General features: G+C 56.0%; 9 protein-coding genes. 5 read left to right on the forward strand and 4 right to left on the reverse strand.

The genetic code is table 11. The annotated features are described in order from the left end of the window. Window positions 1-446: 446 nt before the first annotated feature. From AWB68_RS38335 to AWB68_RS38355, 4 genes are read left to right on the forward strand one after another with little or no spacing between them, the layout of a single operon-like run. Window positions 447-785 carry a trypco2 family protein gene (locus tag AWB68_RS38335; protein WP_087649420.1) on the forward strand — a complete coding sequence of 113 codons (339 nt, stop codon included), beginning with the start codon at window positions 447-449 and terminating at the stop codon, window positions 783-785. Beyond that, window positions 782-2,389 (forward strand): S1 family peptidase, encoded by a 1,608-nt coding sequence (locus AWB68_RS38340; RefSeq protein WP_087649421.1) that lies wholly within the window; start codon window positions 782-784, stop codon window positions 2,387-2,389. Before AWB68_RS38335 ends, AWB68_RS38340 begins: the two co-directional genes overlap by 4 nt. Beyond that, window positions 2,370-3,461: an AAA family ATPase gene (locus AWB68_RS38345; protein WP_125483184.1), complete on the forward strand. Its 1,092-nt coding sequence runs from the start codon at window positions 2,370-2,372 to the stop codon at window positions 3,459-3,461. The genes AWB68_RS38340 and AWB68_RS38345 overlap by 20 nt, the downstream gene beginning before the upstream one ends. Beyond that, window positions 3,439-7,017 (forward strand): leucine-rich repeat domain-containing protein, encoded by a 3,579-nt coding sequence (locus AWB68_RS38355; RefSeq protein WP_125483185.1) that lies wholly within the window; start codon window positions 3,439-3,441, stop codon window positions 7,015-7,017. The genes AWB68_RS38345 and AWB68_RS38355 overlap by 23 nt, the downstream gene beginning before the upstream one ends. A 240-nt stretch (window positions 7,018-7,257) precedes the next feature. Here AWB68_RS38355 and AWB68_RS38360 read toward each other — a convergent pair whose 3' ends face one another. The 3 genes from AWB68_RS38360 to AWB68_RS38370 all read right to left on the reverse strand — a co-directional run bounded on the left by AWB68_RS38360 (window position 7,258) and on the right by AWB68_RS38370 (window position 10,649). Then, on the reverse strand, window positions 7,258-7,671 hold the full coding sequence (locus tag AWB68_RS38360; protein ID WP_125483186.1) for a hypothetical protein: 414 nt from the start codon (window positions 7,669-7,671) through the stop codon (window positions 7,258-7,260). Next, window positions 7,637-8,164 carry a hypothetical protein gene (locus tag AWB68_RS38365; protein ID WP_087649426.1) on the reverse strand — a complete coding sequence of 176 codons (528 nt, stop codon included), beginning with the start codon at window positions 8,162-8,164 and terminating at the stop codon, window positions 7,637-7,639. Before AWB68_RS38365 ends, AWB68_RS38360 begins: the two co-directional genes overlap by 35 nt. A gap of 370 nt (window positions 8,165-8,534) precedes the next feature. Beyond that, complete coding sequence (locus AWB68_RS38370) at window positions 8,535-10,649, reverse strand: hypothetical protein (RefSeq protein WP_200828911.1); 2,115 nt, start codon at window positions 10,647-10,649, stop codon at window positions 8,535-8,537. Window positions 10,650-10,883: 234 nt separating this feature from the next. Here AWB68_RS38370 and AWB68_RS49080 point away from each other — a divergent pair, with 234 nt between their 5' ends. Further along, window positions 10,884-11,030, forward strand: a complete 147-nt coding sequence (locus tag AWB68_RS49080; RefSeq protein ID WP_200828912.1) for a hypothetical protein — start codon at window positions 10,884-10,886, stop codon at window positions 11,028-11,030. Between the two features lie 44 nt (window positions 11,031-11,074). Here the strand turns inward: AWB68_RS49080 and AWB68_RS38375 are convergent, their stop codons facing one another. Then, the gene (locus AWB68_RS38375; protein ID WP_200828913.1) at window positions 11,075-13,297 is read right to left on the reverse strand and encodes an McrB family protein; all 2,223 of its coding nucleotides are present in this window, start codon (window positions 13,295-13,297) and stop codon (window positions 11,075-11,077) included. Window positions 13,298-13,410: the final 113 nt, after the last annotated feature.

A 13,410-nucleotide genomic window follows, 5' to 3' on the forward strand; every position in this document is an offset into this window, starting at 1 on the left:
GGTCACGATCGCCGGAATTGCCGATCACGATCAACCGGAAACCGCGGTCACGATAAAACGGAATCAGCGGTCACGATGCCGGAAATGTCGGTCACGATCACCGGAATACGCACTATGACTGTCTCCGAAGCGACCCATTTGAAATCCCCGCAAGCAATGCAACTTGGCCGCAAAGCCGCCAGGATTCCAGATTGTCTGAGCAAGATATCGAACGAAAGGCGATCCACTAGCAGGCAGCGGCTGCAACTTTTTTCGACTTACAAATTCGACTGTAAGCGTCACCGTTTAATGATGCAGTCCACTAATACATCCGTCTTAAATCGACTCGTGAAGTAAAAAAGCACAGGCGTATGATCAGGTTCGCCGCAGTTTGTCGGATTGAACATAAAAAAATCTCCTAGAGTTTGGGTATGGTCTGCAAAGCGCGACGGTTTTGGAGAAGAGCCATGTCGACGAAAACATCGGGGATTCCACTCGCTCGGGTGATCGAAGATCTTCGGGCGGAATTGCTCAGAGCACTGAAAGAGGGCGCCGATAAGGATCTCCAGTTTCGGCTCAAACCTATTGAACTTGAGTTGAAATTGGGTGTTACCGCGACCGGGGAAGCCAAGGTCGGTGCAGAATTCTGGGTTGTCGAACTTGGAGCGAAGGGAACCTATGAAAACGAGACTACCCATGCACTCAAGTTGACTTTAGAGCCGATTGGACCCGGCGGCGGCCCCGTGGAAATTAGCTCTTCGGGAATTACCAACCCAATGAAAGCCAAAACGACGAAGCGGAAATGAGCCAGACGCGCGATGGGCGCGTTGTTGAGATATACAGCAGCGCGGGGAAAGGCAGCTATGGAAGCGGATATTTACTAGGCGACGGCATTGTCCTCACCGCGCGGCACGTGTTGGTGCCTAGTGACTTCTCATCAGTGCCTCACAATTTTGAGATTTCAGTTCGTACGGTCGACATGACGCGCCGTGACGAGGCGCCGCAATTGGCCACGTTAATTTGGCCGACAGTTGGGGCAAGACTAAATCCACACACCCCCGACATCGCGGTGATCCGCCTCAATAAGATCGACGGCAGGTACAAAAGATCGCCGGCTTTGCGGTTGGTCGGCAATGCGGATACCGCAGATGTACCTTTCGCGTCCGAGATCAGAGTCTTTGCTACCGGATACCCGAAGCATACTGAGCCAGCCGACAAGCAAGGGGCGGCGAAAAGGCGAGATACCCATCAGATTTCTGGCATTGTGCAACCGGGAACGGGGCAGATCACCGATACGTTGCAGATCTTGCAACCGGATTTCGGCCGCACCCGCGACAACGAACCTCTCGATACCGCTTCTGACTGGAAAGGTTTTTCAGGAGCAGCCCTGTTCGCTCGCGACCTATTGCCTGCTCGAGATGCATTGCCGCAACTCATCGGCGTCGTCACAGCATTCAATAACGGCCTTGATCGCTATAAATTTCGCGCAGTCCGCATCGACTGCTTACTCGAAGACAGTGACCTCGCGAGAATACTCCATAACGCCCTTGGTCGGTCTGAGAACACAGAGCGTCCGCAGCCCCCCCCAGTTCATAAACTGATCTGCCTACTTGATCGTAAGGACCAGGAAAAGGAATTCATCGCGGTGTGTAGAGAGGCTTCGTTATCACAAGTGGGAGAAGGCGATTCGCGAACAATCTCGCAACCTGTGCGCCCCATCATTTTGTTACTACCTGGCGCCGGCAATGACGGCCACGCCCCTATGGAACTGGTGGAACGACTAAAAAGATTTACGCTGCCGCGAACATTGAACAAGCCCAGGATGTGCCTCGCTGCTCCAGCGTTGTGGTGGCCCTCGCTTGTTGGCCGCTCTACTGAGCAGGTGCTCGCGGAATTGCGCAATGAACTCTGGAATTTATTGGGTTGTAAAGGAACAGGCCCAATCGAACCAACCGAATATATCAAGCTCTGGAAGAGTGGTACTCGTCCTCGAATCTTCGTCTCTGACCTGCTCAACCGCCCCTTGGACCACGACTCCGCCCTAGTCCTATCCGCATGGTCTAAATTTTGGGCCGCGATGGTACCGGAAGACCGTTTTGTGCCCATTCACCTGTTGCTGCTGGACGCGACGCGAGAGCGGGCCAGGGAGTGGCTGGCCTATGAGCCGCGAATCCAGGGCGTGGTGATTGGTGAACTGCCTGAGCTTGCCGCATGCCGGAACGTTGATTTGGAGAATTGGCTAGACGAGGAAATCCCATCGCGCGTGGCGCCGATGCATCGACGTTTTATCGAGGAACTCGATATAACGCTACGCAAAGAATATATAGGCCAATTTTTTTTGCGCGACTTCAAAACCAGCGTTCGTCTTTTTGTGAAGCAGGAGGCCGATCGTGCTCGTATCAACATCTAGCAATTCTGACCATTCTCCCGTCTTCACCGGGAGCGGGAAACAGCGTGTCGAACCTGACTTGCCCCCGCCGCTTGAGCCGATGTTGCGCGAGACCGGTCATTATGTTCCAAGTGAAGCATTGATATATGCCGTCGAAGTTGCGCTCATGGTCGGCCAGCCATTGTTATTGACAGGAGATCCTGGAACCGGGAAGACTTCCTTGGCAGCAGCACTGGCACATGAGCGTTTCGGCGGACGGCTTCTGGAAATGCAAGTTAAGTCCGATTCGGGTCGGGATGCGCTGCTTTACACCATCGACGAACTAGCAATTTTCAGAGACTCTCAACCGAGCCGAAATCCACGGCGTCTAGTTGAATATTTAGTTATTCACCCGCTCGGTGAGGCGATTCTTCGAGCCTGTCCTCCGTGGACTGAACTCCGAAGCCGTGCGGGAGGCGAGCTATCCGGGACAGAGCGAGTGTTGTCCGACGTATTCGGCGCGAAGCGCGATCGTGCGATTCCGACGGTAGCCGATCTATTACCGGAGCGGCACTGGGAGGAAGCCGAGCGCGTGGTTGTGTTAATCGATGAAATCGACAAAGCGCCTCGCGATACGCCGAATGACTTACTTGAGGAGTTCGATCGTATGGCGTTCTCTATCCCGGAGTTCGATCTTAGCATTCGACCACCCAAGGATGCACCGCGTCCAGTAGTGATCGTTACGAGCAACAGTGAAAGAGCCTTGCCCGAGGCTTTCCTACGTCGTTGCGCTTATCATCATATTTCGTTCCCGAAAGACGATGAACTCAGACGAATCATTGCTAGCCGGCTAAATCGACTGCCTCTAGACGAGGGGCTTCTTACGAAACTCCTTTCGCTTTTTCAATTGATGCGTACTTCCTTGCAGCGGCCGCCAGGCACTGCGGAACTTTTACAGTGGCTAAAGTTAGCGGGTGATGCAATGGACAAGACCAAATCTGGCAAAAGCGAGTCGGCCACCGTACTGAAGCGATTGGTGGCGGTTATCGCAAAAAACGAGAGCGACATGGGTGTGGCGGCGAGGATAATTGATGAATGGTCGCACAATTCATGAGAAGTATATGGAACGCACAGTGCCACCGAAGAACGCTTACTGGCCGCCAGACCCGATAGAACTGGTTAACTTCTTGCGGAGCGTCGATTTTCATTTGGGCACAGGAGATATCCTGAGAACTGTAGCGCTGCTCGAATACTTGGCTAGCGAAGGCCGGGCGCCTCGTGGGCCCGCTGAAGCGGCCCAATGGTTGGCGCCAATCCTGTGTACTTCGCCATATCAACAAGCCAATCTAGTTGAGTACTTCAAGACGTTTTCCCGACGTATCGAATTCGAAACCGGCGGATCACCTTCCATTACGTTTAGGATCGCGAGAGTTCCACGGCGTTGGCTCATTGCAGGAGCATGGGTGGCATTTTTATTGGCCTCCATTCTTATTGTTTCCTTGCTGCCGAAGTTTTACTATAGCTTACCTGCGATGCCTTTGTCTTCGACTATCTTTGCGTCTCGCGGTGCATCCGAAATCGCTCAGCCTGTCGAACAACCTGTAAATATCCCTTCAGGATCTAGGTCAAGTAACATCCAAAATAAGGAAGGCAACGTTCAATTCATTGCGGGATGCTTGTTGGAGGCGGCATTGCTGGCAGGAGCGATTGTTATCGGTCGACAATTTTACTCGCAGTCCCGTCGACGCAATCGGTCCGTGCTTAATCGAGCGGAGGATAGCGTTGATGGGCAAGACGTTGCTGAACTCGATACACCCCTTGGCGGCCTGCGGTTGTTCGATTTCCGAGACGTCGTCAACACAACCGGCGAACAGCGCGGACCCACTTCTTATCGTCGAGACGTCGCCAGACAGATCCATCGTGCTGCCCAGGACATGCGCAGGTATCGGTCTATACGCACCAGGAAGCCGGACATACGAGCGAGCGTCCGCGCCTCAGCGACCGTTGGGGGATATCCTCTGCTGGTAAGCGGGCGGCGCCCGCGCCTCCCGGATTACGCGATTCTTGTCGAAGCGCAGGCAGCTCGAGACCACTTGCCAGTCTTAGGACGGGCGATCGCCGATTGCCTTCAACGAGAGTCGGTGCATAGTACCGTCTATTTTTTTGATACCGATCCTCGTCTCCTGCGTGACGATTCTGACGAGGAAGATTCCGTTTCACTTGCAGACGTAGCTGCTCGCCACGATCAAGATACGCTCATTCTGCTGACTGATGGCGAGTGCCTTTTTGACCCATTTAGCGGAGAGATGCATTGGTGGACGTCAGAGTTCAAATCGTGGAGAAACGTTGTGCTGCTGACCCCCGTTCAATTGCATCGGTGGTCTTGGCGTGAGCGGTCCGTTGCCGTAGCGGGATTGATCGTTGTGCCGGCTACCCCTAGAGGCCTATCGACCCTAGGCGAGTTCCTTCTTTCATCTTCCAGAAGAGCGCCCCAAGCATTTGACCAGCCTCCAGCGCAGCTCAGTGTCCTAGGGCAGGAAGGCGTAAGGGCGCTTCAGTGGCACCTTGATAGAAAACTCAACGATGAAGAGTTAGAAGAATTACTTGACGCGATTGCGCTGGAACTGTCGCCAAACGCTTTCGAACTGATGTGCGTTCTTGCACTATTTCCAGAACTACGCCCAGAACTCACGTTGTACGCCGGAAGTGCGCTGTGCGATGTCCGCGGAAAATCGTTACTTGACGAGGCTAGCTACGCCGCCCTTTGTGTGCTGCCTTGGTTTCGCGCTGGTCGCATGCCCGATTGGTTGCGGTTGGAACTGGGACAATCGTTGTCCCCTGAGCGCACCGCGGAGGCAAGGGCGATGTACAACAAATGGCTATCGACGCTTGAGACGGCGGCCCGGACCGGGACCGGGGTGCGGATTGCGATTGATCGCGACGCTACTCTGCAAGGCACTGACGACAATAAAACGAAAGTCCTGTGTGATAGGATTTTTTTGACTTTCTTGAACGAAGGCGACTTGGGTTCACTTGATTTGGCAGTGTCCGACGAAACAGTTCATAACCTTCTCCGGGCCGTAACCGGATCAGCTGAAATTAAGAAGGACATCCGAAATTGGCCGGATTGGACGCGTGGACGACGCCGATGGATAATCCGAAGCTCAGCCGGTCTAGCACTCTTAGTGTTGCTCCTCTCGCCGTCGATTTTGAGCGATCTGCAGAATAGCCAAGAGCAGCAGACCCTTGCTGCGCTAGGGTTTACCTCGACAACTTGCTATGGGACGACGGCGAAATTAGACGCATCGGGATGCTTAATTTGGGCGATGCCCCCGACGTTATCTGATTCAGCCCTCGCCGCAGCGATAACCCATCTAAAAAGGCTTCAGACGACTGGCGGTCTGGTCATTGTCAACTCGCATATTCAGGATATTCACCTGCTGGGCGAGCTACCTGGTCTTCAATTTCTGACACTCTCGAACTCGCCGGTCCAGAATATCGATGTATTGAGCGAGTTGAGGGACCTGAGAGTACTAAATCTCGAGGGCACCAAGGTCGAGAACATTGATCCGCTAAAGGTGTTAGTCCGCTTGAAAAGTCTCAATCTATCCCGAACCCGCGTCGGGAACATCGACGCTGTCCGAGGACTGACGAATTTGCAGGCACTTTATCTTACGGACACGCCGGTCCAGAATATCGATGTGCTGGCTGGGATGACGAACCTACGCGTGCTGTTTCTCGGCGACACAAATGTTGCAAACATAGATGCTTTGAGCAGCTTGACAGGACTGCAAGTGCTCAATCTAGATAACACAAAAATTCGTAATGTCGATGCGTTAGGATCGTTAACTGCCTTACGTGAGCTTTCGCTTAAAGGAACCCCCGTCAGAAACGTCGATGCACTGCAGAAGTTGAGCGGGCTAGAGGTGCTAGATCTTGAAGATACCTCAGTTCAAGACACAAGGTCACTTGAAAGGCTAACGAATTTGACCACGCTGAAACTCCCGGCGGGCTTGACTCAAGGTGTCAACGGTTTGCCAAGCTGTCAGGACATCGTAGGAGGTGAAAACGATATTGCAGAAGGGTACAGTAGTTACAGTCGCGCAATGAAGTCCTACCGATTAGTGAAGGACGAACAGGTCCGGTTGATTCAACTCCGGTATCCGGGAAACATTCGTAGTTTGAATATCGGTATGTATAAGCAAAAAGAGGATGCGGCGAGCGCTGTTCAAGAAGATGTGCGAAATAGGGTGTCAAACAGGCTCACGCAATCAGATCAATACGAGTCGGCGTTCGCATCTGTTGTCGCGACGTGCCTCCGGTTCGAGAAAGAAGCGACCCGGCACGCAACGGTTGCCGATCCGCAGTGTGCGATCGACGCGACGGGAGCTCGGACAGCGGCCCGGTCCTTGACGAAGGAGTCGGCCGACTTCCAATCACTGAGCGCCAAAAGTCGGCAAGCAGCGGCTGACAGAATGGCGCAACGCCCGGGCGTCGACGCTCCACAAGATATCGCGGCATACACTGCGCACGTTGATTTCTTTGATCGACGTTACGCGGAGATCGACGACGCCGCGAACAAGTTAGAGCAGGCGGTTGCGGATTTGAACAACGCCGTAAGCAAGATGAGATCTGCTTGTGGAGTACCGATTACCGGGAACCCACACTGAGGAAGCCGTAGTGGCTGTTCAAAAATTGCGGGGTCTCGTCGAATGGCGCGCCAATCAACAGGCGAACACTGCACAGCGGGTTCGAGGTCGGGGGGGACCCCTTAACTCCCTTAACTGGCCATCGGATTGTTAAAGACGAACGCACCTTCGGCCAACTCCGGACAAGCCGAAGAAAAGCCCAGGTCTTAGATAGATGAAATCGAAGAAGAAAAAGCAGGAAGAAAAGACAATTTCACGCCGTCAGGCTTTGCTGAATGTGCGGACGACCGACTTATCCGTTTCGCTCGGTGAAGTCTTCTTGCTCGGGTCGTCCCGAACGGGATACTTTGCTGAAGCAAGCGGTCGGCTGAATGTTTCGACGACATTCGCTATGCTTGTCGCTCGGACAACTCCGCTGGCGTCCTCCGTTCTTAAATCTGCAATGAGGGCGGTGGGCGTTTCGGGCTGTGCTTGTTCTTGCGCGGGTTTGCCGTTCTGAAACCAGAGCAGGAATTCCGCGATTTTGACATTGAGTTCATTCAGCGCGAAAACCTGCTTCTCCGAAAACGGATTCTTGCCGAACCGGAGGTAGATTTCTGCTTGATCATACTCGGCAGGCCCCATGGACGAATGACCTTGATCAGGCGCGCGACATTCGCCGCGAATGCCTGACATTCGACGTCGTCTCGTCCCGCCGTGTCTTCACTGCCGAGAGAAAGTCGGGCATCGCGTCGAGTTGCTCTTTCAGCGTGGCCATAGTCGCTTCCACTTTCGCGATCTCGTCCTCGATCTCCTCGGCTTTCTTGTGCGTGCCCTTCGCGGCGACGAAGACGAGCGGAATCGCCACGATGCCGCCCAGCACGAGCGCGCCGCCGCTCATTCCCACGCCTCCCGCAGCCAATGCGCCGCCGCCGAACCAGGCGAGTGTCGCGTTGGTCGCGGCGGCGCCCGACAAGCCGGCGATGGCCGTTCCGCTAGAAGCCGATCCCAGCGCGGACACCAGCGCCCATGAACCGACCGCGAGCGTGCCGCCGGTGACCGTACCGGCGCCGACAGCCGAGACGGCGTCGTAATCGCTTTTGAATTTGGCGACTTTGGTCAACGTGGTCGTGGTCGTTGCAATGCCGGTTTCCAGCGTCGTTGTGTTCCGGACGCTGTTGTTCAGCACGGCCTCGGCCTTGTCGATCCTCTCCTTGGCTTTGGCCAGTGCGGCCTCAATCGACCGGACGTGCTCCTGAATCCGCTGCTCGTACGTCTTTGCGTCTTTGCGTCCGCATGCATTGTCTGATACGTGTCGTAGCGTTCCTGGTAGGTCTGCTTCGCCTCTTCGAGTCGTGCTGCGCCGCCCAAGGTCACCACGTTACTCACCACCTTGAACGACCCTTTGATCAATCCCATACTTCACCGTTTTTTGTTTGTTTATTCTTCGCTTCGACCTGACGATGGCCAATTCATCGCTCATTTACGACCGATGCCGGGCGATTCTTGATCCTTGGCAGCGTGTGCATTGGCACACGCCGCCAGACATTGAAGCCGTCTTAGTGGTCGCCGGCGTCCCAGTCAGCGTCAAAGAACGCACCGCACTTCGGACAAAGCACGTTGGTGATCTGATCGGCAACGGTGTTGTGGTAGGTCCAGCGCGTCCCGTTCTTGAACAACGAGGTGCTTGCGCACTCATAGCAGTGCGTTCTTTTCGATTGCGTCTGACACCGCGCGCAAGTGAAACGCCAGCTCAGCTGCCTGCCTTTGGTGATCTGCGCGTCGATCGAGTCTTCGGTGTGAGGCTCGCCGCATTCGAGGCAGAAGCTGTCGGAAAACCAGCGCGGCGTCTCATGATCGTGACGGGTCACTTCGACGGGTGGTGCAAAGGCCTTCTGAAAAACCATGATGAGCAGGCGTTTCAGGTGCTGCACCGAGGCGACGCCAGTGGAGGTCACGCCGGCCTGAACCCATCCGCTCTTATGCGACTTCTGGCTGCCATAGTCACAATGTCTGCCCCAGTTCAACGGAGACTCCGGCGCGTGAACGGTGAACTCGCACGGCTGGATGACGAAGACTCCCGCGCCCAGACTGGCTGTCCCATAGTCTTTCGTGTGAATCAATTCGTCGAGCACTCGCCTCAGGGCGTCCGGCCGCCAGGCGGTCCGGAATTTGGCGTCCATGACGATGCCGCAAAGGAAGATGTCGCCATCTTCCTGCCCAAAGTATTCATCCGTTGCCGTGCGGAAGACCTGCAACACGAAATCAGGGCGGCGGCCGTTGCGCAATGTCGCCTGATAGGTCAGTACCACTTTGAGTGCGGACGCCTGTCGTGAAAACTCGAAGCGCGCGTCGACCGCTCCGGCAAGCACGGCGCATGTCAGTTTCGATTGCCAGCCAGATTCGGGTATGAAGCGAAAGGTCTGCGTCAGCAACGAAAAGAGCTTTATCAGGGACCATTTCTCATAAATGTCGCTGGCGTGGAGTATGCCGATCCGACCGATGGCATCGAGAGACGTTGCATCAAATCCGTTTCGATTGCAGACGTCATTTATCTTCTTGAATGCCGCGATGCACGCCGCATAGTCAGGGTTGCTCAGGAATTTGATGCTGGCCGGAAACGTCGGGCTGCACGAGATGCTGCGACTGGCGAGGCTTGCGTCGATGTGAGCAAGCCTGCTGGCTTGTGTCCGGGCGCTTCTGAGCGATGACGCAATCGCTTCTCCTCGCCGCGACGCCTCCCGGGCGCGCTGCTCGCATACTTCCGCCTCCTGATTCAGTTCTAGCTTCTCGGATTCCCGAAGCGCGGCGGTCCAGCCGTCATCTTCGAACTTCATTCGCTTGCTCGCGCGGCTGGACAGAATGTTCGTCTGCGCTTCCACTGCCTCCACCGATTCGAAGCGAAGCTCGCGATGCCACTGCTCCTTCTTGAAGATGTCTTTCGAGTCCGCCGAGCCCGCGATCTTGTATCTCCGGCAGAAATGGTGCGTGCGAAGGATCAGTTCGAATGGCGTCCGAGGCATGATCACCAGTCGATATGCAATTTTGCTGTCGTCTGCATTGCCCGCGCTTTTCTGCCGCTCATAGTAGAAGGAGAAATTCGGGCGAGCCTGGGCTTTCAGCCTGAGCGGGAACGGCTTTCTCGACGCCTCGCGATCGCCGAAACTGTGAAGCGCTTCGAGCCTTTGCGCGATATCGTCAGTCTGCTGGTCCCACACCAGCGGGTCGACCGAGCGTCGCTCCATCTCGCGATTCTCCTTGCCCCGTTTCGTTTCGATGGCGGCCAGCCGCTCGAGAAAGCTGGCCTGGCTGGCCGCCGCGTCGACATAGGTTTCAACGACTTTGAGCGAGACCGCGACAATGTGCCGCAGATATCGGTTCTCGGGCGTGTCCGCCGCTTCGTAAAACGATCGGCCGATGACATGGCGGCGTGTCGGCCGGCTCATGAATTGACGAAAGGTTGCGGCATTCGCCCTTACCTTCGCGACAGGCTGGAGCGTCTGACTTTCGCGAATCATCACGGAAGGCGATGCCTGTATGCGTTGCAGCGCCCGGCTCAGCGAGTCCAGAGCGTCAATCAACTCGGCCGGTGATCCGGCGCCGTTCGTGCTTGCCGTCGCACCCGTCTCGTCGCTCATGATCATCCACATCAGATCACCGCGAAAGTCGTCCACGTAGGCCTGCACGCACGCACGGCCGAGGTTCGACAAGCGATTGAAGATTCGCAACGTGACGCTGTCGATGCGGATCGTGTAGATGCCTGCGCTGCGTTGCATCTCGTTCAGATGGCGTTTGCCGACGGCATCCCATCCATCGTTGCGAATCCACCATGACCCGCCGTTGCCCGGATCATCCACACGCAGGAGCGGAACTTCGGTTCCCGACACGCTCGTGAAGACCGGCACGCAATGCTCTGCCGCTTCGCTCAGCCGAATGCCCAGCCACGGGTAGAAGTCGTTGAAGATCATGCTTTCGACTTCGAGCGCACCATCCTCGCCATCTCCCAACTCGAGCGCAACGGGCGAGACATCGATATGCCGCGCGAGCGCTTCTGATTTCCATTCGATCAGCAGATAGCGGGCTTCTATACGCATCGCCGTCATCGCGCCCAGAAGTTGGCGATGCCGTTATTCGTGGCGGACCGCTCGATCAGATCGTCGAGCGCCGTGACGGCTAATTCGGTCGTCTGGGCGTCAGCGAGCGTTTCGAGACTTGCCGACAGCGCATCCCGGAACGCGACCAGGACGTCCCGCCGGCTAGCGCCTCCAGTCGCTGTCTTCTCCAGATCGAGCATGATCTTGGGGAGGATTTTCTGAAGCGCGATTTGGTTCAGCGCGGCGCCTAGTTCGATCCCGGCCTGCTTCGCCTTCTGCAGATAGTTGAGCGACTGGCGAATGGCACGCAACCCGAATTCGATGCCCAGCGGGTCGAGAAAGTCTCTCGCCCACTGCACCAGCAGCGCGGTCAGCGCGTCACGCGGATCGAATGGGGGATAGGGCTCGCGCAGGCCGATCTCGGACGCCGACATGAGCATTGACTCGTCCATGTCCAGTGTGAACGTCTCGACTTCTGCCTCGATACGATCCCAGTCAACCAGCACGGGATTGCGAAACCGGACCACATGCGCGCGATCGAGAATTTTGGGCGAGAGATAATGCGTTGTCTCGTCGACGTTGACTGCGCCGATGATCCACACGTTCGACGGAAAACGAAACCCGGCGGGTATGTCGATCAGCCCGGATATCGAGCGCCTGAGCTTTGCGTGGTGGCTGATGACCGTGTCCGCTTCCGCAAAACCCGTCAGCCGGCGAAGTTCGAGATTCGCCTGATCGTGTATCAGCATATCGGCAAACGATGCAGTCTCGGACAGTCCGGTACGCCGGCGCGCCTCTTCCTCGAGCGTCAGGAAAATGCGGTTGTCGGTAGTGACGTGCCTTTCTTCGGCCGTCGAGTACAGATGAATCCATGGCGCTTCGTCGCGCGTTTCGAGCAGACTCAGGAAATCCGCGAAATAGTATTCGACTCGCGCCAGATTCATCTCATCGAGGCAGATGAAGTGCGGGACGTCGGGTTCCCGCGCCGCATCGAGCAATGCCAACAGGAACGGCGAAGGCTGATAGCGACGTTCGAGCGGGTTGTAGTAGCCCAGCAGGTCATCCGGTCCTGTCCAGTTGGGTTTGACGGGGATGACCGTCCAGCGCCCGCCAATCGCATCGGCAACGCTTTTCACCAAACTCGTCTTGCCTGAACCGGAATCGCCGGCCAGCACGATGAGATCGTTGGTCCGCAAAAGGGAGATGAAGTTGAGCAACTGCGCGCGGCTGTAGCGTATTTCCTTGCGCCAAAGAAAAGCCTGAACGAATGCCGCGAGTCTCGGGAGACTTCCGTCGAGCGCATCGGCGAAGCGATGGCCAACTCGGTCGTCGACCGTCTGCGACGAGGGAAAAGCGCGGTCGAAGTCAGCCTGATCGACGAGTTCCAACGCAACCATGCGTTGGCCCTTCTCGCGCAGCAGCACCTCCAGGTCGCGCAACCTGCTTTCCAATTGAATTCTCCCGTTCGTCAGTTCTTCATCGAGGGCCGCGACGGCTTCCGCTTTCTCAATCATCGCCGATTCGAGACGGCGATAGTCCTCGTCGAGCGTTTGTTTGCCGAGCGTGACGCGCTCGAGTTCTGCGTGCACTGCCTGCAGCCGCGCCTCGCTTTCGGATGTATCGATGCGCAATCGATCCTCGATTGCGTCGCGCGCCCGGGCGAGCATCAGCGGTGTCGGTGCAGAGCCGCGCTCCAGAAGTTGCCACCACTCGTCCGGAATGGTGACGAGAGCCTCCAGCGTGCCTGGCCGGACCAGGCACGCAAAAGAGTCCTCTTGTTTGATTCGTTCTTCCCTTGGCGAAAGGACAAGTTCCGCCCTGGCGAAAAGAGCTTTCGGCCAGCGCTTCTGAAACGCCCGCAGATCAACGGACTGAATGAAGACTCTGTCTTGTACTCGGGACTTCGCGATGGGCGCACGCAGACGTGCGCCAGTTACGGGATGATGCAAATCTTCGAGAAAGCCCCATTCATGGCCTGCGACGGGCTGGATCGTGCCAATGACGACAACCCGTGCGGAATCAGGCTGGTTCCATGCGCGGGACAGGAATGCTAGGAGATCGACTTTATTCCATTCGAGAGTCGGCTGATCCTGACTTTCAGGCTCGTCGCGCACTTCATTCAACGACTCGGTTAATGCCTGACTGGATTGTTTCGATGCTTCCGGACTGATTGACATGAAAGGCGAGCAAGACGTGAAGAACGAGTTTGGTGCAGGCGGTTGGCGCATACAAGGTCGCCCCAAGCCGACACTTAGGTAGTTTCTTAGATCCTTACGCTTTAGATCGTTGACAGGAGCTGTACAACAATTTCACGTCGCTTCTAAGAGTCTAAGAGTCGAAT

Origin of the sequence: Caballeronia choica, assembly GCF_001544535.1 — a bacterium.
GTDB lineage: Bacteria > Pseudomonadota > Gammaproteobacteria > Burkholderiales > Burkholderiaceae > Caballeronia > Caballeronia choica.

Coding starts and splice junctions, on each gene's coding strand:
- AWB68_RS38335 (WP_087649420.1), top strand. CDS start 447: ATGTCGACGAAAACATCGGGGATTCCACTCGCTCGGGTGATCGAAGAT.
- AWB68_RS38340 (WP_087649421.1), top strand. CDS start 782: ATGAGCCAGACGCGCGATGGGCGCGTTGTTGAGATATACAGCAGCGCG.
- AWB68_RS38355 (WP_125483185.1), top strand. CDS start 3,439: ATGAATGGTCGCACAATTCATGAGAAGTATATGGAACGCACAGTGCCA.
- AWB68_RS38360 (WP_125483186.1), bottom strand. CDS start 7,671: ATGTCAGGCATTCGCGGCGAATGTCGCGCGCCTGATCAAGGTCATTCG.
- AWB68_RS49080 (WP_200828912.1), top strand. CDS start 10,884: ATGCTCTGCCGCTTCGCTCAGCCGAATGCCCAGCCACGGGTAGAAGTC.
- AWB68_RS38375 (WP_200828913.1), bottom strand. CDS start 13,297: ATGCGCCAACCGCCTGCACCAAACTCGTTCTTCACGTCTTGCTCGCCT.